At 72.1% G+C, this 19,862-nt stretch carries 18 protein-coding genes; 6 read left to right on the top strand and 12 right to left on the bottom strand.

Going from position 1 to position 19,862, the window contains the following annotated elements:
- Positions 1-976: 976 nt before the first annotated feature.
- Positions 977-1,633 (bottom strand): response regulator, encoded by a 657-nt coding sequence (locus tag BS83_RS39535; RefSeq protein WP_408641111.1) that lies wholly within the window; start codon positions 1,631-1,633, stop codon positions 977-979.
- 128 nt (positions 1,634-1,761) lie between these two features.
- Complete coding sequence (locus BS83_RS39540) at positions 1,762-3,132, bottom strand: sensor histidine kinase (protein WP_051945118.1); 1,371 nt, start codon at positions 3,130-3,132, stop codon at positions 1,762-1,764.
- A 217-nt stretch (positions 3,133-3,349) separates the two neighbouring features.
- Here BS83_RS39540 and BS83_RS39545 point away from each other — a divergent pair, with 217 nt between their 5' ends.
- Positions 3,350-4,696 carry a glycoside hydrolase family 18 protein gene (locus BS83_RS39545; protein ID WP_051945121.1) on the top strand — a complete coding sequence of 449 codons (1,347 nt, stop codon included), beginning with the start codon at positions 3,350-3,352 and terminating at the stop codon, positions 4,694-4,696.
- 31 nt (positions 4,697-4,727) lie between these two features.
- On the opposite strand, the gene BS83_RS39550 is transcribed toward BS83_RS39545, so the two are convergent.
- The 10 genes from BS83_RS39550 to BS83_RS39595 form a co-directional block, all read right to left on the bottom strand.
- The gene (locus BS83_RS39550) at positions 4,728-6,236 is read right to left on the bottom strand and encodes an APC family permease (RefSeq protein ID WP_037608195.1); all 1,509 of its coding nucleotides are present in this window, start codon (positions 6,234-6,236) and stop codon (positions 4,728-4,730) included.
- Positions 6,237-6,709: 473 nt separating this feature from the next.
- Positions 6,710-7,615: a ribokinase gene (gene rbsK / locus BS83_RS39555; protein WP_037608196.1), complete on the bottom strand. Its 906-nt coding sequence runs from the start codon at positions 7,613-7,615 to the stop codon at positions 6,710-6,712.
- Between the two features lie 4 nt (positions 7,616-7,619).
- Positions 7,620-8,300, bottom strand: coding sequence for an adenylate kinase family protein (locus BS83_RS39560; RefSeq protein WP_037608197.1), 681 nt, complete (start codon positions 8,298-8,300; stop codon positions 7,620-7,622).
- A 117-nt stretch (positions 8,301-8,417) separates the two neighbouring features.
- Positions 8,418-9,884 carry a penicillin-binding transpeptidase domain-containing protein gene (locus BS83_RS39565; protein WP_037610963.1) on the bottom strand — a complete coding sequence of 489 codons (1,467 nt, stop codon included), beginning with the start codon at positions 9,882-9,884 and terminating at the stop codon, positions 8,418-8,420.
- 59 nt (positions 9,885-9,943) lie between these two features.
- The gene (locus BS83_RS39570; protein WP_084714810.1) at positions 9,944-11,434 is read right to left on the bottom strand and encodes an FtsW/RodA/SpoVE family cell cycle protein; all 1,491 of its coding nucleotides are present in this window, start codon (positions 11,432-11,434) and stop codon (positions 9,944-9,946) included.
- 103 nt (positions 11,435-11,537) lie between these two features.
- Positions 11,538-12,038, bottom strand: a complete 501-nt coding sequence (locus BS83_RS39575) for a DUF1269 domain-containing protein (RefSeq protein WP_037608198.1) — start codon at positions 12,036-12,038, stop codon at positions 11,538-11,540.
- Positions 12,039-12,105: 67 nt separating this feature from the next.
- Positions 12,106-13,563: a HAMP domain-containing sensor histidine kinase gene (locus BS83_RS39580; protein ID WP_063774325.1), complete on the bottom strand. Its 1,458-nt coding sequence runs from the start codon at positions 13,561-13,563 to the stop codon at positions 12,106-12,108.
- Entirely contained in the window at positions 13,560-14,285 is a 726-nt protein-coding gene (locus tag BS83_RS39585) for a response regulator transcription factor (RefSeq protein WP_037608199.1), read from the bottom strand. The genes BS83_RS39580 and BS83_RS39585 overlap by 4 nt, the downstream gene beginning before the upstream one ends.
- 110 nt (positions 14,286-14,395) lie before the next feature.
- Positions 14,396-14,656, bottom strand: a complete 261-nt coding sequence (locus BS83_RS39590; RefSeq protein WP_232248648.1) for a hypothetical protein — start codon at positions 14,654-14,656, stop codon at positions 14,396-14,398.
- A 255-nt stretch (positions 14,657-14,911) separates the two neighbouring features.
- Complete coding sequence (locus BS83_RS39595; protein ID WP_037608201.1) at positions 14,912-15,289, bottom strand: helix-turn-helix domain-containing protein; 378 nt, start codon at positions 15,287-15,289, stop codon at positions 14,912-14,914.
- A gap of 245 nt (positions 15,290-15,534) precedes the next feature.
- Between BS83_RS39595 and BS83_RS39600 the strand changes: the two genes are divergently transcribed.
- The 5 genes from BS83_RS39600 to BS83_RS39620 all read left to right on the top strand — a co-directional run bounded on the left by BS83_RS39600 (position 15,535) and on the right by BS83_RS39620 (position 19,853).
- Positions 15,535-15,747 carry a hypothetical protein gene (locus tag BS83_RS39600; protein WP_037608202.1) on the top strand — a complete coding sequence of 71 codons (213 nt, stop codon included), beginning with the start codon at positions 15,535-15,537 and terminating at the stop codon, positions 15,745-15,747.
- A 124-nt stretch (positions 15,748-15,871) separates the two neighbouring features.
- Positions 15,872-16,090, top strand: a complete 219-nt coding sequence (locus tag BS83_RS39605) for a hypothetical protein (RefSeq protein ID WP_037608204.1) — start codon at positions 15,872-15,874, stop codon at positions 16,088-16,090.
- 141 nt (positions 16,091-16,231) lie between these two features.
- Positions 16,232-18,031 (top strand): zinc metalloprotease, encoded by a 1,800-nt coding sequence (locus BS83_RS39610; protein ID WP_051945123.1) that lies wholly within the window; start codon positions 16,232-16,234, stop codon positions 18,029-18,031.
- A 36-nt stretch (positions 18,032-18,067) separates the two neighbouring features.
- Positions 18,068-18,766 (top strand): hypothetical protein, encoded by a 699-nt coding sequence (locus BS83_RS39615; protein ID WP_037608205.1) that lies wholly within the window; start codon positions 18,068-18,070, stop codon positions 18,764-18,766.
- 211 nt (positions 18,767-18,977) lie between these two features.
- On the top strand, positions 18,978-19,853 hold the full coding sequence (locus tag BS83_RS39620) for a sulfurtransferase (protein WP_037608206.1): 876 nt from the start codon (positions 18,978-18,980) through the stop codon (positions 19,851-19,853).
- Positions 19,854-19,862 lie beyond the last annotated feature (9 nt).

The following is a 19,862-nucleotide window of genomic DNA, read 5'->3' on the forward strand; positions in this document are numbered from 1 at the left end:
CAGTAAGGCCACCGGCACGGCCGGCCAGGCCGTCCACTTCAGCGCGCAGACCAGGCCCAGCACCACCCCCGTCCGGCGGCCGTGGCCCTGCCCGGCCAGCGCCAGCGCCACACAGCAGCCGCCGATCATCGGCAGGTCCACGCCGCTGACCGCCGCCGGGAGGGCGACCAGCGGTGAGGCGACGACGAGTGCGAGGGGCACGGCGATCGGCCCGCCGCGCAGCAGCCGCCAGGTGGCGACGAGGCCGACGAGGAAGACGCCCAGGAACCAGACCCGCGCGTCGCCGAGCGACCCCGGCAGGATCAGGTGCGGAAAGCCGAAGAGGGCCATGCCCGGCAGGTAGGGCGTGTAGCCCGTGTAATGGTGGGGGTGGGCCAGGTAGGGGCTGCCGCCGTGCACCAGGCGGTCGGCGGACGCCTGGACGACCCAGACCTCCGACTGGGCCTCGCTCCGCGCCAGCAGCAGGATCAGCGGGACGACGACCGCGCCGACCAGGGCGGTCGCCACCGCCACCCGTAGCGCGCGCGAGCGCGGCAGCAGCGCGACGCAGAGCCCGGCGACCACGTAGCCCGCTCCGGCGGACCAGCCCCAGGCACGCTGCGAGGCGAGGTTGGAGATCAACGGAAAGGCGAACGCCCAGGTCGCGCAGGCGAGTGCGGCGAACGCCCAGGGCAGCCTGCGGAACGCCTCCGGCGCGAAGGGGTCACCCGTTCCGCCGGGGCCGTGGCGGCCGGAGGCGTGCTGCTCGGCTCGCTGGCGTGGCAGCCAGAGGCGGGCGGCGGCTCGTCGCACTTCCCCCGAACGGGCATGAGTCGTCGTCACGGTGCCAAGCGTAGGAACGGACGACCCGCGCTGTCGTCACACTCGAGGGTTGTTCACCCGTCCTCCCCCGGTAGGGGGCCACCTGGAGGCCGTCACGACCGGCCGCAGCCGCTTTCGCCGGGGCTCGCCGCGCCGCCGTGACCACGACCTCCGGTCAGTCGCCGCCCGCCAGGCCGTGTTCGTAGGCGAAGACGACCGCCTGGGTGCGGTCGCGCAGTTCCAGCTTGGCCAGGATCCGTCCGACGTGCGTCTTGATGGTCTGTTCGGACAGGACCAGTTCGTCGGCGATCTCGGAGTTGGACAGGCCCCTGGCGACCTGCCGCAGCACGTCGAGTTCCCTGGCCGTCAGGGCGGAGACCGCCTCCGGACGCAGGTTCCCTGCCCGGCGACGGCGTGCGACGTCCGCGATCAGACGGCGTGTCACCGAGGGCGCGAGCAGCGCCTGACCCGCGGCGATCACCCGGACCGCGTTGATCAGATCCCGGGCCGGGGCGTCCTTGAGCAGGAAGCCGCTGGCTCCGCGCGCCAGCGCCTCGTACACGTATTCGTCGAGGTCGAAGGTGGTCAGGATGAGGACGCGGGGCGCCTGCTCGCCGCCGTGCTCGATGATCGAACCGGTCGCGGTCAGGCCGTCCATCCCCGGCATCCGGATGTCCATGACCACGACGTCGGGCCGCAGTTCGCGGGCCAGCTGGATCGCCCGCAGGCCGTCGCCGGCCTCGCCGACCAGCTCGATGTCGGGAGCCGTGGACAGCAGGGCGCCCAGTCCGTCGCGGACCATCTCCTGGTCGTCGACGAGCAGGACTCTGATCGCGTCCGACGGGTTCGCCGCCGCCCCGGCGGATTCCGCCTCGGCCGCCCGGGCCCGGGCCGCCCCCGCCGCCGCAGCCGTGGTCTGCGCAGCCCGAGGTCCCGTCGCGCCCGCACCCGCCGCCAGTGTCACTGCTCCCCCTGTCCGTCCACCGGTCCGTCCGGCAGCCCGTCCGGCCCGTTCGTACTCGATTCTCCACGCTGCGTACCGATCGGCGGCACCGCACCCTCCATCGGGAGCACAGCCGTCACCTCGAACCCGCCGCTCGCCCGCCGTCCGGCGCGCAGCGTGCCGCCGAGCAGGGCGGCGCGCTCGCGCATCCCGGTCAGGCCGTGCCCGCCGTTTCCACCGGGTGGCGGAGACGCGGTCGTGCTGGCCGGACAGCCGTCGTCGGCCACGTGGATCCGTACCCCGTCGGCGTTGCGGTCCACCTCGATCGCGACGTGCGCGCCCGGCGCGTGGCGGCCCGCGTTGCTCAGAGCCTCCTGGACGATGCGGTAGACGGAGACGTCGAGCACCGTCGAGGGCCGCTCGGGCCCGCCGGTCAGGGTGAGGTCGACCTGCATGCCGGCCCGGCGGGCGGCGCGGACCATGTCGGGAATGCTGTCGATGCCCGGCTGCGGCGCGCGTTCCGCGCCCTCGTCCTCCTCGCGCAGCAGCCCGATGACCCGGCGCATCTCGGTCAGCGCGGTGGTGGAGGCCTCACGGATGGCGGCGAAGGTGCGCCGGGTCTGCTCGGGCAGGTCGGGCTCCTTGTACGGAGCCGCCTCCGCCTGGATCGCGATCATCGACATGTGGTGCGCGACCACGTCGTGCAGTTCACGGGCGATCCTGCTGCGCTCCTCCAGCACGGCCTGCCGGGCCAGCCCGGCGCGGCGCTGCTGCTCGGCCTGCTCCAGATGGCGTTCGGCCACGAGTCTGGAGTGGATCGACTCGCCCAGGACCAGCACCAGGGTGACGCCGACGGCGGCGACGGCGAGCACGACGACCGGCAGGTCGACCACGAGCACCGCGGGCAGCAGCACGGCGGCCGCGGTGAGCAGGTCGACGGCGACGGCGATGTCCCGGCCGTAGCGCTGGGCGGTGACGAAGAGCAGCAGCACGTAGGCGCAGCAGGAGCTGACCGACCAGGGCCAGAACGGCGTCGGCGCGTGCCCCACCTCGGCGAAGGTGGCGAGGGTCATCCCGAGGGCGCTGATCCGCCAGCCGGCCAGCGGACGCGAGACGACGAGCAGCAGCGGCAGCACCTGCAGCGCGGCGAGCGCCCAGGCGAGGTTGCCGGGCACCAGTTCACTCAGCTCGAAGTCGGCCATCACGGCCAGCGCCCCGACGGCGATGATCCCGAAGGCTCCCAGGGCGAGGCGTGCCCTCCGGCTCAGTTGGGGGGCGACGGTGACATGCCGGTCCGGCGCGGCCCATGCGGCATCCCGCAGCAGCCGCGCGGCGCGGCAGACCCGCCCCCACACGCGGCCGATGCCGCGACGCAGTGCGCTTCCCATGACCGGGTCAGCCTAAAGCCTGGACGAACCCCGGGCGCATGCGGGACGGACCGGCTCACGCCGGCTGTGTACGCACTGCCGCGTGGGCCCGCGAAACCATTGACCCTCCGCCAGATTGGCCTATACCTTCCCTCTCATTGGTCTATGCCAATGATCGAGCCTCCCTTTTCGCGCAAGCGTTCCGCTCCTGCCTGAGGCATCCCGTCGAGGAGAGTCCATGCCAGCGATCCGTCGCGCCTCCGTCCGCCGCGCCGCCGTCGCCACCGCGGCCGCGGCCTGCGCCGCCGCACTGCTCGGCAGTGCGCCCGCACACGCCGCCGCCCCCGCGTCCGCTGCCGCCGCCGACCGGGCGGGCGACTACGGCCAGAACCAGAAGCAGCTCATCGGGTACTTCACCCAGTGGGGCATCTACTCGGGCAACTTCGAGAAGAACCTGATCAGCAGCGGTGAGATCAAGCACCTCACCGAGCTCGACTACGCGTTCAGCAACATCTCCGCCGACGGTCTGTGCGCCAGCGGCGACAGCTGGGCCGACTACCAGCGCCCGTTCGCCGCGAGCGAGTCGGTGACCGGTCAGGCCGACGCCGCCGGTCAGGCCCTGCTGGGCAACTTCAACCAGCTGCGCGAGCTCAAGGCGCAGTACCCGAAGCTGAAGATCGTGATGTCGATCGGCGGCTGGTCCTGGTCGGGACAGTTCTCCGGAGTCGCCTCCACCGCGGCGGCCCGGCAGAAGTTCGTCGCCTCCTGCATCGACCAGTACGTCAACGGCAACATCCCCGGCCTCCCCGCCAAGGCCGCCGCCGGCATCTTCGACGGCTTCGCCATCGACTGGGAGTACCCGGGCGAGCCCGGCAACGGCAACCCCTACGGCCCGCAGGACACGCCGAACTTCACCGCGCTGATGCAGGAGTTCCGCACCCAGCTCGACGCGGCCGGTGAGGCGAACGACGCCCGCTACCTGCTCACCGCGAACACCTCGGCGAACCCGGCGGTGGCGGACAAGCTGGAGCTCGGCAAGCTGGCCAAGGTCGTCGACTGGTTCAACGTCATGACCTTCGACTACCACGGCTCCTGGGAGGCGACCGGACCGACCGACCTCTCCTCCGCGCTGACCCAGGACCCGCGCGACCCGGCCGCGGCCGACAACAGGTTCAGCATCACCCAGGCCGTCCAGTACTACGAGAGCCACGGCGTCAAGCCGAGCAAGATCGGCCTCGCGGTGCCGTACTACGCCCACACCTGGACCGGCGTGGCCCCCGGCCCGCGCGGCGACGGCCTCTTCCAGCCCGCCACCGCGGGCGGCGGCACGCCGAACTACAACCAGGTCGTCACCGCCCCCGGCAAGACCTTCTGGGACCCGGCGGCCAACGAGCCCTACAAGTACGACGCCGCCTCCGGCACCTTCTACACCTACGACAACCCGCTCTCGCTGTGGATCAAGGGCCAGTACATCCGCGCGCAGGGACTGCGCGGCACCTTCGTCTGGTCCATGGACGGCGACACCTCCGACGGCAGCCTGACCGCCGCCCTCGGCGCCGGTCTGACCGGCCGCTGGCTGCCCTGACCCGACCCAGTGGTGATCCGGCCCTTCGGGGTCACGCGCGGCGTGGATCGGCCTCCGGCCGATCCGCGCCGCGCAGGCGTGAGTGCCTGATGCTGTAGCCGAAGTAGATCACCGCGGCGCCGGCCAGCCAGGCCGCGAAGAACCCGAAGGTCAGCGGGTGCAGGCCGGAGATGACGTACAGACAGGCGGCCACCGAGAGCAGCGGCGTGACCGGATAGCCGGGCACCCGGAAGCCGCGCGGCATCTCCGGGTAGGTGCGGCGCAGCACCATGACGCCGATCGCCACCACGGTGAAGGCGACCAGCGTTCCCAGGCTGGTCAGGTCCGCCAGCACGTCGAGCGGCACGAAGCCGGCGAGCAGCGCCACGCCGACGCTGACCACGACCGTGTTCCAGACCGGCGTGCCGGTGCGCGGCGAGACGGACGCGAACGCGGGCGGCAGCATGCCGTCCCGGCCCATCGTGTACAGGATCCGGGTCTGGCCGTAGATGACCACGAGGGTCACGCTGAAGATCGAGGCGATCGCCCCCAGCGCGAACATGATGGAGGGCCAGGTCTGCCCGGTCACGTCGCGCAGGATCTGCGCCAGGCCGGCCTGCTGTCCTTCGAAGAGCGTCCACTTCTGCGCGCCGACGGCTGCGAGCGCGACCGCGACGTAGAGGGAGGTGACCACGACGAGGGCGATGAGGATGGCCCTCGGCAGCGTCCGGTGCGGCTCGCGCACCTCCTCGCCCGCAGTGGACACGGCGTCCAGGCCGATGAAGGAGAAGAAGATGCTGGACGCGGCCGTGCTGATGCCGGAGAAGCCGAGCGGCGCGAACGGTCTCAGGTTGTCGGCGTGGAAGCCTGTGAACGCGATCGCCACGAAAAGCAGCAGCACCACGATCTTCACCCCGACCATGACCGCGTTGAGCGTCGCCGACTCCTTGGTGCCGCGCACCAGCAGCAGGCAGCAGAGGGTCACCAGGACCATGGCCGGGACGTTCACGTAGCCACCGCCCCCGGGCGGCTGGGCGATCGCGTCGGGCAGGGTGAAGTCGAAGGCGTCGTGGAAGAACTCGTTCAGGTACTGCCCCCAGCCGACCGACACGGCGGACGCCGACACCCCGTACTCCAGCAGCAGGCAGGCCCCGACCCCGAAGGCGACGGCCTCCCCGAGCGTGGCGTACGCGTAGGAGTACGAGGATCCGGAGACCGGGATCGCCGAGGCCAGCTCCGCGTAGCAGAGCGCGGCGAGCCCGGCCGCCACGGCGGCGATCACGAACGAGACGACGACGGCGGGCCCGGCCTCCGGCACGGACGTGTTCAGCACGAAGAAGATGCCCGTGCCGACGGTCGCGCCGATGCCGATGGCGGAGAGCTGGACCAGCCCGATCGACCGCTTCAGATGCAGCCCGGACCGCTCCTGCGCTGTAGCCCCGGCCCCCTCTGCGAGCGCGGGCGGCAACGCCTCGATGTCGCCGCTGCTCTCGGCCATGATCTGGGCCACGGGCTTCCGGCGGAGCAGCTGCTGCGCCAAGGGCGCTTCAGGGGGCGTCATGTGACGTATCGTCGCACGCAAATGAGACAATACGGATGAATACCCCTTGGGCTCAGCCGGTGGCGGCGCGGTCGGCGCCGGGTGGGAGCGGAGACCGTCCTCGCGACGGCCGACGCGTGGGCGCCCCGGACACCACGGCAGGGGCCGTGTCCCGAGGGAGAGCCCGGCCACGCCGCCGCGAAGGCCGGGGCCGGGCCCTCTCACATGTCCTTGGGATCAGCCCGCGTCGTCCGGTGCCGTGCCTCGCAGGGCGGAAGGGCGGCCTCGCACCGGATGTACTCGACCGGGCCCGACGGTCCCCCGTGCTGCGGCCGGGAGGTGCGCCCTCCCAGGTGCACGTGCGAGGTGCAGTGCCGGGCCACGCGGGTCCGGCGAGAGACGCCCCCTGCCTTCGGGCTGGGCGGTGCGCCCTGCGAGGTGCGGCGGCAGGCGACGCGGGTCCGGCGGGGATCGTCGGACGGGGGTGTCGGGGTCTAGGACTCGCCCAACGCCCGGGCGAGTTCCTCGCGGGTGGGGAGGGACGGCTGGGCGCCCGCGAGGGTGGTGCTGAGCGCGGCGGCGACGTTCGCGCGGCGGACGGAATCGTGGAGCGAGCGCCCCTGGACCAGGCCCACCGCCAGCGCGCCGCAGAAGGCGTCTCCCGCCGCCGTGGTGTCCAGGGGAGCGACCGCGTACGGCGGCACGAAGGCGACCGCGCCGTCCTCGCAGAACAAGGCTCCCTCCGCGCCGAGCGTCACCACCACCGCCGCGGGGCCGCGCAGCCGGCGTGCGGCGTCCGCCACCGCGTGCAGGTCGGGCAGCGGGTGGCCGACCAGCGTGGCCAGCTCCTCCCGGTTGGGGACCAGCAGGTCGACCATGTGCAGCAGGTCCAGGTCGAGCTCCCGCGCGGGCGCGGGATTCAGCAGGACCGTGCCGCCTGCGAGCCGCGCCGCGGCGGCGACGGTGTCCAGGGGGATCTCGTGCTGCAGCAACGTGACGTCCGCGTCCCTGAGCAGCGCCCCCTCCGTCGCGCAGTGCTCCGGCGCGAGCGCGGTGTTCGCGCCCGGGCTGACGATGATCGAGTTCTCACCCGTCAGCTCGTCCACCGCGATCAGCGCCCGTCCCGTCGGCACCCCGTCGACCGGCTCGATCCGGCTGACGTCCACGCCCTCCCGCTCCAGCCCCCGCCGCAGCCGCGCCCCCGCGTCGTCCGCGCCCACCCGCCCCAGCATCGCCACCGCCGCCCCCAGCCGCGCCGCGGCCACCGCCTGGTTGGCCCCCTTCCCCCCGGGATGCTCGGCCAGATCCCCGCCCAGCACGGTCTCACCGGGCCGCGGATGCCGCGGTACCGGGACGACCAGATCGAGGTTGATGCTTCCGACGACTGCGATCTTCGGCATGGGGTCACCTTACTGAGCCCGTCCCCAGGCCCGCCGTCCTGAGCGCGGCGACGGCGCGCGTGACGATGTCGTCGACAGGTCCCACCGCATCGACGGTGACCAGGAGATCGCGCCCGGCGTAGTGCCGGACGACGGGCGTTTCCAGAGCCTCGTACCTTGCGTACCGCCCGCGGACGCGGTCGTCGGTGTCGTCGTCACGTCGGTGGAGCTCACCGCCGCACTCCTGACAGGCGCTGTCGCGGACCGGCGCATCCCCCGTCACCTCGGCAGGGCGGGCCGTGTCGCCGCGACAGACGCGACGAGCCGTCTGCCGACGGATGCGCCGCTCCAGCTCCTCCTCCGGAAGGTGCAACCGCAGCACGGCGTCCACCGGCAGGCCCCGTTCCTCGAGCAGCGCGTCCAGCGCGAGCGCCTGGGCGGCGCCGCGCGGGTGCCCGTCCAGAAGGAAGTCCGTGGGAACAGCGCGATCGAGGTGGTCCCGGACGACCTCGGTGGTCATCGCGTCCGGGAACGGCCGTCCCGCGTTGAAGATCGCCGCGGATCTGATGCCCAGGTCGGTGCCCCGGCGGAGGTGAGCACGCAGGAGATCGCCGAAGCGGACGTGCGGCACCCCGAGGGCCTTCGCCAATGGGACGGCCGGGGATCGCCCCTCCCATGCCGGCGGTTCCAGCAGGACGACGCGCATCGGCTCACCAACTCCCGGATTCGACTCGGACGTCGGGCCCTCCGGGCCGGATGGCTCGCCCTCGGACACGGTCGCAGCATGCCCGGTGCCGGGCATCGGCGTCAGCCGAAAATCCGCTCAGCTGTTCAGGACCGCCTGCATGACCGCCTTGGCGATCGGCGCGGCCAGACCACCGCCGCTGATGTCGGCGCGGTTGGCGTTGCTGTCCTCGATCACCACGGCGACCGCCACCGGCGAAGCCGCGGACGCGCTCGGTTTGGCGTAGGAGATGAACCACGCGTACGGCGTACCGCTGTTGCCGACGCCGTTCTGGGCGGTGCCGGTCTTGCCGCCGACGATCGCACCGGAGATCTGCGCGTTGGTGCCGGTGCCGTTCTCGACCACGTTCACCATCGCCTGCTGGATCTCCGCGGCGACGTCCGCGGAGACCGGCCGGCCGAACTGCTTGTCGCCGAAGGTCTGCACCGTCGACCCGTCGCTGCGGGTGACCTTGTCCAGCAGCCTCGGCTGCATGAGCACGCCGTTGTCGGCGACCGCCGCCGCGACCTCCGCCATCTCCAGCGGCGTCGCCGCAGTGTCGTACTGGCCGATGGAGGAGAGCGCGAGAAAGGCCTCGCTGGTCAGGTCGGCGTCGAAGTTGCTCTTCACGACGCCGACCGGCACCGTCTGGCCGGTCTGGTTGAAGCCGAACGCCTCCGCCGTCTTCACCATGTTCTTCGCTCCCACGTCCACTCCGACCTTGCCGAAGACGGTGTTGCAGGAGACCTGGAGCGCGTATTCGAGCGTGGCGTTCAGGCACGCGTCGCTCGCCGACTCGTTGGTGAGCGCGTGGTCGGTGTCCTTGGGCGTGTACGGGTTCGGTGAGTCGGTGGGCACGTCGATCCCGCTGTAGAGCCCGGTCTGCAGCGCCGCTGCCAGCGTGACCACCTTGAAGGTCGAGCCCGGCGGATACGTCTGCCGCAGGGCCCGGTTGAGCATCGGCTGGGTGCTGTCCGCGTTCAGCCTCGTCCAGTCGGCCGTCGTGGCCGGCCCGGTCCCGGTGATCCCGTTCGGGTCGTAGGACGGGGTGCTCGCCAGCGCCAGGATCCGGCCGGTGGCGGGGTCGAGCGCGGCCACGGCGCCGCGCTTGGAGCCGAGGCCCTGGAACGCCGCCTGCTGCGCCTTGGAGTTGATCGTGGTGAAGACGTTCCCGCCGGGCACCGAGGCCCGTGAGATCTCGTCCCAGAGCGGTCGCGTCGAGAGGCGGCTGTCCTGGCCGGTCAGCACGTCGTTCTCCACGCCTTCGACCAGGGTGTTGCCGTAGGTCTGCGAGGAGAAGCCGGTCACCGGGGCGTAGAGCGGACCGTCGGTGTAGGTGCGCTGGTAGGCGTAGATGCCGCCGGTCTGCTTCGAGCCGGTGACGGTCCGGCCGGCGACGAGGATGTTGCCGCGCGGCTGGCTGTAACGGGCGATGACGCTGCGCTGGTTCGCCGCGTCGTCGTTGAGGGACTTCGCCTGGAAGACCTGCAGGCGTGTGCAGTTGAGGAGCAGCAGCAGGACCAGGGCCAGGCAGAACAGGCCCGCCCTGCGCCCGGTCCGGCTCAGGGACAGCCGGACGGCGCCGGCGGGCGGGGTCGTCTGCGGCGGCTTCGGTGTCTTTCGGCTCATGGCTGCGGCACCGCCTGCGTCTCCTCGCCGTCCGGTCCCTCGTCACGGCCGTCCCCCGCGGAGTGCCCGCGCTGCGCCGGGTCCGCGCCCTCCGCCCGGACGGCCCGGCCCGGGCTGTCGGGCGTCGGTGCGACGATCAGCGGGACCGGCGGCTCCGGGCGGCGGGCCGCGTCGCTGAGCTTCACGAGCAGGGCGATCAGGATCCAGTTGGTCACCAGCGAGGAGCCGCCCTGGGCCAGGAACGGCATGGTCATCCCGGTCAACGGGATCAGGTCGGTGACGCCGCCCGCGACCACGAAGACCTGGAGCGCGAGCAGCGTGGCCAGGCCGATGGCGAGCAGCCGACCGAAGGGGTCGCGCAGCAGCCGGCCGGTGCGGTACCCGCGGACCACCAGGATGGCGTAGAGCAGGAAGAGCGCCGCGAGACCGACCAGCCCGAGCTCCTCGCCGAAGGTCGCCAGGATCCAGTCCGACTTCATGGCGAAACCGATCAGGTACGAGTGACCGAGCCCGAGGCCGGTGCCGAGCATCCCGCCCGCGGCGAAGGAAAAGAGCGACTGGGCCAGTTGGCTCGGGCCCTTGCCCTGGTGGATCGTCCGCATCGGATCGAGCCAGTCCACGAAGCGCACGTGGACATGCGGTTCCCAGAGCGCGACGGGCACGACGGCGAGGCCCACCATCAGCAGCCCGACGGCGATCCAGCCGGTCCGGCCGGTGGCCACATAGAGCATGATCACGAACAGTCCGAAGAAGATCAGCAGGGTGCCCAGGTCCTGCTCGAGAAAGAGGATCGCCGCACTGGCCAGCCAGATCACCACGATCGGACCGAGGTTACGGCCGCGGGGCAGCTCCAGCTTCCAGACCTTGCGGCCCGTCAGCGCGAGCGCGTCGCGATGCACGGCGAGGTAGGCGGCGAAGAAGATCGCCAGAGCGATCTTCGCGAGCTCTCCCGGCTGGAAGGAGAGCGGCCCGATCTTGATCCAGATCTTGGCGCCGTAGACGGACGGCAGGAAGATCGGGACGATCATCAGCAACAGGGTGGCGAAGGCCAGCACGTAGGCGTAGCGCTGGAGGATCCGGTAGTCGCGGAGCAGCAGCACGACGGCGCTGAAGAGCAGCACGCCGATGGTCGACCAGATCAGCTGGGAAGGGGCCGAGGAGTTGCCGGGGGTGGCCCGGTCGAGCCGGTAGATCACCACCAGCCCAAGCCCGTTCAGCAGCACCGCGATCGGCAGCAGCAGCGGGTCGGCGTAGGCGGCCCGCAGCCGGACGCACAGATGCGCGATCAGCGCGAGCGCCCCGAGGCTCAGCCCGTACCTGAGGGTGTCGGCGGGCACCTTGCCGTCGAGGTTGTAGCCGACGTCGGCGTACCCGTACGCGGCGATGGCCACCGCCACGACCACCAGGACGAGTTCGACCCAACGCCGGCGGGGGGCCTTCGCCGCCTCGGGAGCGGGAGGCGTCGCCTGGGCGGCGGTCGCTGCCATGGGGTCGCCTCGATCGTCTCGTCAGGAGTCGGGTCCGGCCTGCCGCGCGGAACGCGCGTGGGCCTCCCCAGGCGGGGAGGCCCCTCGCTCGTCGCCGCAGGGCTCAGACCGCGTGGGCGGCGGCCGCGGCGGCCGCCTCCTTGAGGTGCTCCTCGTCGGCCGGGCTGAGTGAGGTCTGGATGATCTGGCCGCCGAAGGGCGCGAGTTCGGGCAGGACCTTCTCCGTCACCGCGTCGCTGACCAGCGTGAACACCGCGGCCGAACCGGCCACCAGCTGGGCGCCCACCTTGCGCATGAAGTCGTCGTCGACCCCGAAGTCCTGAGCGGAGCCGACCGCCGCGCCGGTGGCGCCGCCGATCGCCGCACCCAGGAACGGCATGAAGAAGAGCAGCCCGATCAGACCGCCCCAGAGCGCGCCGCCCGCCGCGCCGGCGCCCGTGGTGCTGACAGCCTGGTGCAGCTTCACCTTTCCGTCCGACCGGCGTTCGACGACGACCGCGTCCTCGACCTTGATCAGCTTCTGCTTCTGCAGCTCGACCAGCTTGCTCCTGACCTGCTGGGCGGTGGCCACGTCGGGGTAGGCGACAGCGATGAGGTTGCTCACAGGGATTCCCTTCCAGGCGTCGATCTACCTGGGAATCTACCTAGACGCTCCGGATTTGTCCGATTTGTTATCCGCGTGTCGCGCCGCGCACGACCTGACCCACGATCTCCGCGCGGAGGGAGAGCGTCGGGGCACTCGCGTCGGCGCCGTCCGGGGCCAGGGTGAAGCCGATCTCCGCGCCGCCCCCCGGGCGGTTCCGTGCGAACACCTCGCCGCCGTGCTCCTCCGCCACCTCGCGGACGATCGACAGGCCCAGCCCGGAGCCGGGCAGGCTGCGCGCCGCCGTGGCCCGGTAGAAGCGGTCGAAGATCCGCTCCAGGTCCTCCGGTTCGAGGCCGGGTCCGCGGTCCAGCACGGTGATCCGGTCCGCACGGATCTCGACCGTGATCTCCGACGGACCCGAGGAGAACTTCGCGGCGTTCTCGACCAGATTGGTCAGCGCACGCTGGAGCGCCTGCGGTCGCACCGAGAGCTCCACATGCTCGGCGTCGACGGCGATCTCGCGGCCGGTCCGACGCCGGGTCAGGTCCGCGACCCGCTCGGCGAGCTCGTCCAGCCCGGTCATGGCGGGCTGCTCGGTGCTGCGCCGGTCGTTGGCCAGCTCGACCAGCTCGTTGACCAGGATGGTCAGCTCCCTGGTCTCCGTCTCCAGATCGTCCAGGAGCGCGGCCCGGGAGCTGTGCGAGAGCCGATCCATCCGGCGCAGCGCGGCGATGTTGGTGCGCAGCGAGGTCAGCGGGGTCCGCAGTTCGTGTCCGGCGTCCTGGACCAGGCGGCGCTGGTCGTCCTGGGACCGGGCCAGCCGGCCCAGCATGTCGTCGAAGGCGCGCGCCAGTCGGCCGATCTCGTCCCGGCCGCGCTGCGGCACGTCCAGGGTGAGCTCGCCCGTCGCGGCGACCTGCTCGGCGGTGGCCGTCAGCCGCACCAGACGGCGGGTGATCCGCCCGGCCACCCACCAGCCCGCGGCCCCCGCGGCGATGATGACGGCACCCGCCGTGAGCGCGATCCGGATCATCAGCGCGTCCAGCAGGTCGTCGGTGGCACTGAGCCGCTCGGCGATCATGACGGCGCCGCGGCCGCCGCCCAGCGAGACCGTGACCACGTGGTACCGGTCGCCACCGGTGAACTCGGTGATGTTCCGCGTCTTGCCGGGTGTGCGGGTGCGGGCGAGCTGCTGGTCCTGGCGGGCGACCGGCAACGGGTCCGGCTTGCCCCACTGGATGACCTCGCCGTCCGGCCCGAGGACCTGGACGCCGATGTCGCCGGAGTGGGTCAGCTGGTCGACCAGCTGCTCCTTGCTCGCCGGGTTGGCCGTGAAGTCACGGGCCGACAGGTTGAGCGTCTCGGCGTCGCCCTCCAGCGTGGCCAGCGACTGCTGGAAGTCCTTGGCCCGGTCGCTGCGGATCAGCGTCGCGGCGGAACTGTAGCCGAGGGCGCCGACGAGCACCGCCACCAGCGCCGCCAGCGCGGCGAAGGCGACGGCGAAGCGGACCCGCAGGCCCACGTTGGCCCGCAGCCGACTCACGGCTCACGCAGGGTGTAGCCGACGCCCCGGACGGTGTGGATCAGCGGCGTGCGCCCCGGGGTGTCCAGCTTCCGGCGCAGATAGCCGATGTAGACGGCGAGGTTCTTGGAGCCGGGGCCGAAGTCGTAGCCCCAGATCCGGTCGTAGACCGTGCTGTGGTCGAGCACGATCCCGGCGTTGCGGGCGAGCAGCTCCAGCAGGTCGTACTCGGTGCGGGAGAGCTGGATCTCCCCGCCGGCCCGCCAGACCCGCCGTGCGGTCGGGTCGATGCGCAGGTCGTCGACCTCGATCAGCTCGTGCCCGACCAGGCCGATCTCGCCCCCCGCGGCGCCCGGCTCGACCGCCGCGGCGGGCACCGCCGCCCGGCGCAGCAGGGCCCGCAGGCGGGCCAGCAGCTCCTCGGCCTCGAAGGGCTTCAGCATGTAGTCGTCCGCGCCGGCGTCCAGCCCGGCCACCCGGTCGGAGGTCTCCACCCGGGCGGTCAGCATCAGGATCGGCACGTTGTCGCCCTCGGCCCGGAGCACCCGGCAGACGGCGAGTCCGTCGATGCCCGGCATCATGACGTCCAGCACCAGCACATCGGGGCGTTGCTTGTGCACCGAGGCCAGCGCCTCGATGCCGTCGGACACCGGGGTCACCTGGTAACCCTCCAGGGTCAGCAGGCGGTCCAGCGAATCGCGAATGGCCCGGTCGTCCTCGGCCAGCAGAACAGTCGACGTCACACATCCGATTGTCCACGACGGCATGAGGAACTGGTAAGAGCCCTTCTGCCCCTTGGCTCCCGTGGTCCCTCATGCCCCCGTCATGCCCCTTGGGGCCCTGCTCCGCAGGCTCAGCCCGAATGGACCGTGAGCACCGCGCCGTCGATCTCGACCCGACGGGTGCGACTGAGGTCGCCCCGGCGAAGCGCGTCGAGACAGCGCCGGAAGAGCAGCATCTCCGCCGTGTCCAGCACGGCGGCGGCGAGATCGAGAACCCCTTCGAGGGCCTCGTCCGTCAGTTCGGCGGGCAGCTCACCGGAGAGCAGCACCACCGATTCCCCAGAGCGGCCCCGTACCACCGCGGTGGTGGGGCCTCCTTGCACGACCAGCACGTATCCCCCTGGCCTTCGCACCATTGAGCCACAGCGGCCACCGGTGTTTCCGGGGTCCCTGTGGCAGACGACGCTAGCCCGCTTCGGTGTCCCGAGCCCCTGGCAATCGCCGAATTCGCTCTTTCCGGTCGAAGGCGGACAGCGGTGCAACCATTTCCGACGCCCGAGCGTCCATACGCGACCACGCGCTCGCGTGCGCGAGCGACGGCCCGCGCACGGGGACCGGTGGAGCGCGGGAGCACCCGGGACGCCGGGTCAGTCGCCGGCGCCGCCCTCCGGCTGGCGGCCGCGCTCCAGCAGCGACTCGACGAGCGCGGCGACGTGCCGGCGGTCGTGCGCGGACAACTGCTGGACGCTGGCGATCAGGACGTCCACCTCGGGATCGGGGTCCGCCTGGTACAGGTGGATCCCGCAGGCCTCGGCGGCGGCGCGGCGGACCGTGTCCAGCGGCAGCTCGAGACCCCGGGCCAGCCCTTCGAGGGTGCTCGGCTGCGGCATTCTGACCAGCCGTTCCGACGTGGCCAGGTGGTGCACGGTGGAGCGCGGGATCTCACCTCGACGGGCGACCTCGCCGTAGGACCAGCCCTGCCGGTCCAGCCGCTCGCGCATCAGCACCTGTAGCGCGTTGGACACCCGGACTCCCTCCCTCGTGCTCCTCGTGACAGCGGTACGCGGGCTCGATTCTAGGGCGATCACGCCTCCTTGAGCGGGGACATACGGGCTCACCTGCACATTTCAGCCTGTTACTGGTCTGTTACAGAGCGTCGCGACGAAAGTGCTTGCGCGGCGCCGAATCCGCCGACTACTGTCCAATCTCGTTGGACACGGCGTCCGACACGATTGGACGGACGCCGCCGCTGCTACCCCGAGGGGGACTCATGAGCATGGACATGTACGAGCTGGAGGCCGAGTCGGCCGAGCTGCTGCCGGGCCGCGAGGCGCTGGGCCGGCTGAAGTTCAGCTTCACCAAGACGGTCACCAAGCACGTCGTGAACGTCAACGCGCACAACAACTCCAGCGCGCTGAACGTCGACTCGGACTGCGCCACCGCCGCCTCGGACGCGCAGCAGTCGATCGTCATCCACCAGTAGTCCGGGTCCCGACCCACCGCACCGCACGCCGGCCCGGCCGCACACCGGACCGTCGGAACGCCGGGGCCGTCAACCACCCGGCCGCCAGAACACCACCGCAGGTACAGAGAGACAGGAAGAGATCATGAGCATGGACATGCACGAGCTGGAGTCCGAGTCCGCCGAGCTGCTGCCGGGCCGTGAGGCGCTGGGCCGCCTGAAGTTCAGCTTCACCAAGACGGTCAACGTCACCAAGCACGTGGCGAACGTCAACGCCCACAACCACTCCTTCGCCGGCAACTTCGGTTCCGACGGCGCCACGGCCGAGTCCGAGGCCGCCCAGTCGATCGTGATCAGCCAGTAGTCGGTCCAAGCACCAACCGGGTCCGCGTCGTGGGTCGGTTCAGGGGAGAGGCCGGCCCACGCCTACGGGGGAGGACACCCAGATGACAGTCACTACGGAGGCCGGGGCGTTCGTCCCGGGCCCGGTGGCTTCGCAACGCCCGTGCAGCCGTCGCGCCCGGTCGGCCCGACGTTCCCCGTACCTCGGCTCAGTTCGGGGCTACGGCTGCACGGGGAGTACCAGGGCTCAGGTTTCACCGAGCCCAAGTACATCGCCCGCAGGGGGGACGGACAGGTGGTGCAGCTGTCGCGGCTGCTCCACCTGGTTGCCGGGGCGATCGACGGTGAGCGCGACACCGAGGGGATCTCCCACCGCGTCAGCGGCCTGTACGGCAGGGAGGTCAGCGAGGAGAACGTCGCCTTCCTGATCGAGAAGAAGCTGATCCCGCTGGGCGTCACTGTTCCCTGGGGGCAGGAACACGACGAGGTGGACGCCCCACGCTCGGATCTGCTGCTCGCGCTCAAAGGGCACAGGGTCCTCTTCGGCGAGCGCCGGGTCCTGAGGATCGCGCGCTCGCTCGCCTGGCTGCACCGGCCGCCGGTGGTGGTGACCGTCCTGCTCGCCGCCGTCGCCATGGACGTCTGGCTGTTCGGCTACTACGGGGCGATGACCCCGGTCCTGCACGTGCTGGACCAGCCGGTGCTGCTGCTGGTCGTCTTCGCACTCACCGTGGCCTCGCTCGTCTTCCACGAGTTCGGCCACGCTTCCGCCTGTCACTACGGCGGGGCGAGACCGGGGTGCATCGGCTGCGGCCTCTTCCTGATCTGGCCCTCCATGTACACCGATGTCACCGACGTCTACCGGATCGGCCGCCCCGGCCGGATCCGCACGGACCTCGGCGGGGTCTACTTCAACGTCGTCTTCATGCTCGGCCTGGCAGGCTGCTACCTGCTGACCGGCCAGCCGTTCTTCCTCAGCGCGGTCTACCTCGGCCACTTCGAGGTGCTCGAACAGCTCATGCCCGCGGTCCGGCTGGACGGCTACTACATCCTCGGCGACCTGGCCGGCATCCCCGACCTCTACGGCAAGATCCGTCCGATCCTGCTGAGCATGGTGCCGGGGCGCACCACGCCGCCCGAGGTCGCCGAGCTCAAGCGTTCCGCCCGGGTGATGGTCACCGTCTGGGTCTGCAGCATGGTCCCGCTGCTCCTGGGCGACCTCGGCTACGCCATGTGGAACCTGCCCCGGATCCTCGCGACGGGTGTGCGCTCGCTGACCGAGCAGCTCGCCGGAACCGGTTCCGCCTTCGCCCACGGCGAGCTCGCCGCGGGAGCGGCGGGCCTGGTCGGTTCGCTGATGCTGATCTTCCCGCTGGCCGGCATGGCCTATCTGACGGTGCGGCTGGCCGGACGGCTGCTCCGTGCCGCCCGCCGGACCACGGCGGGCCGGCCCCGGCTGCGCGCCGGGCTCTGCGCCATCGGCCTCGTCGCGGCCGGCGGGCTCTGCTGCGCCTGGGTCGTCGGCCTCACTCCCCGGCCGCTGCCGCCGCAGCCGCCGATCGTCCCGGTGCTCCAGCCAGGCGTACCGACGGTCGCGCCGAGCCCTTCACCCAGCACCCCGCCCACCCCGGGCGGGTCGGCGGGCACGCCGACCTCCCCGACCGCAGGCGGAACCGGTCGGCCGAAGCACGGCGGCGCGGCGAGCGGCAGCCCGCTCCCCGGCGGCGCGGCCTCGCCCTCGGCCTCGGCCGCGCCCTCCGCCACGCCGACCGCCCGTCCCTCGGGCACCCCCACCGCACGACCGTCGGCGTCCGCCTCCGGTCCGGCGAGCGGGCCGACCACCGGCCCGCCGGCCACTCCCACGGGCACCCCCACGGCCCAGGGAACCCCGTCCGCCTCGGCGTCTCCCCCGCCCACGACGGCCGCACCAGGGAGCCCGCCGGCCAGCCCGGCGCCCCAGTAACCAGCACACGCTGCCCCGTAGCGAAGGAGCCTCACCATGGAGTTCACCCCTCACAGGAAAGTCCGCGTGCGCACCGGCACGGCGCGTCGAGCCGTGCGCATCGGCCTGCTGGCCACGGCCGGCCTGGGCATCATCGGCGCCACGACGGGCGCGGCGCAGGCGGCCGGATTCAACGGCGGTGGCGTCGCCGTCGCCGACGACAGCGCGCACACGCTGGCCAATCCCGGCCACGAGTCCCGATTCCAGGACTCCTTCACGGTCCACCAGTACGGCTCCCTCTTCGCGGCGGGCGTCCGCAACCAGGCGACGGCCTTCGCCTCGCACTGCACCGCGGCGGACCCGTGCCGGTCGGTGGCGCTCTCCTTCCAGATCGTCACGATGGCCGGGACGAACATCCACCTCAACGCGGTCAACCTCAGCCGGGCCGACAACGTCCACTGCCCCGGCTGCGAGTCGCTGGCCGGCGCCTACCAGTTCATCGTCTCGACGCCCCGGCCGTTCACGCTGAGCGCCGCCGCCGAGCGGCAGCTGGCCGTCGTGCACCGGAAACTGGACGCGCTGGGCCGGTCGACGGCCCCGATCGCCGACGTGAAGCGTCAGGCGGACGCCCTGGCGGCCCAGGTCGCGGCGATCCTCAAGTCCGCGGCCGCGTCCGCGCCCAAGGGGCCCGGCGTCGACGCGCTGTCCCAGATGGAGCCAGAAGTGACGATCCACCGGGTCTTCGACCAGAACTGATCCGCGCAGGAGCAGCACGGCAGAGCGGCAACCGGCAGACCGGAAGACCGACGCAACACAGGGAGAAGCGGGGCCCCGACCACGGGGTCCCGCTTCTCCCTGTGTTCCGGCTTTCAGGGTGAGGATCGACGCACGCGCGGTACTGTCCGGCGATACCCGGCGCCGGGGTGGTCCGCCACGGGCGGGTCGATCGAGAGAGGCACGTGAAGCCGTGAGCGGGAGCGCACTGTCCCTGTCAGGTCCCCTGGCCGACGTCGCATGGCTGGCCGCGCGGCTGGACGAGCCCGGCCTGCTGATCCTGGACGCGAGCGTGGGCGCCCACCGGCGTCCGGTGCCCGCGATCCCCGGGGCGCGCCCGTTCGACCTGGACGGCCCGCTGTCCGCGCCCGACAGCACGCTGCCGCACACCATGCCCGGCCAGGAGCAGTTCGAGCGCGAGGTCCGCGCCCTCGGCCTGGACCGGACGGACACCGTCGTCGTCTACGACAACGCGGGCGTCTACTCCAGTGCCCGAGGCTGGTGGATGCTCCGCGCCATGGGCTTCGACCGGGTCGCCGTCCTCGACGGCGGCCTGCCCGCCTGGCGCGCGGCCGGGCTGCCGCAGCAGGAGGCGCCGGCGGCGCCCGCCCGCCCCGGAGACTTCACCGCCAGGCCCCGGCCGGAACTGATCGTCGACAGCGCCGCCGTGCTGGACGCGCTGGCCGACCCGGCGTCCGCCGTCCTCGACGCCCGCGCCCACGATCGCTTCACGGGCGCGGCCCCGGAGCCCCGGCCGGGCCTGCGCGGCGGCCACATGCCGGGCGCGCACAGCCTCCCCTTCGGCGATTTGCTCGACGACGGCGGCCGCTTCCTGCCGAAGGACGAGCTGCGGGCCCGCTTCACCGAGCGCCTCGGCGACCGGCCCGAGCGGCTCCTGTTCAGCTGCGGCTCCGGTGTCACCGCCTGTGTCCTCGCCCTCGGCGCCACCCTGGCCGGGTACGCCGACCACTCCGCGCTCGCCGTCTACGACGGCTCGTGGAGCGAATGGGGCCTGCCGTCCGCGCTCCCTGTGGTGTCCGGTGAGACGCCGACCGGTCCCGCGGTGTGACCCACGAGG

Source organism: Streptacidiphilus rugosus AM-16 (genome assembly GCF_000744655.1).
Taxonomy (GTDB): Bacteria; Actinomycetota; Actinomycetes; order Streptomycetales; family Streptomycetaceae; genus Streptacidiphilus; species Streptacidiphilus rugosus.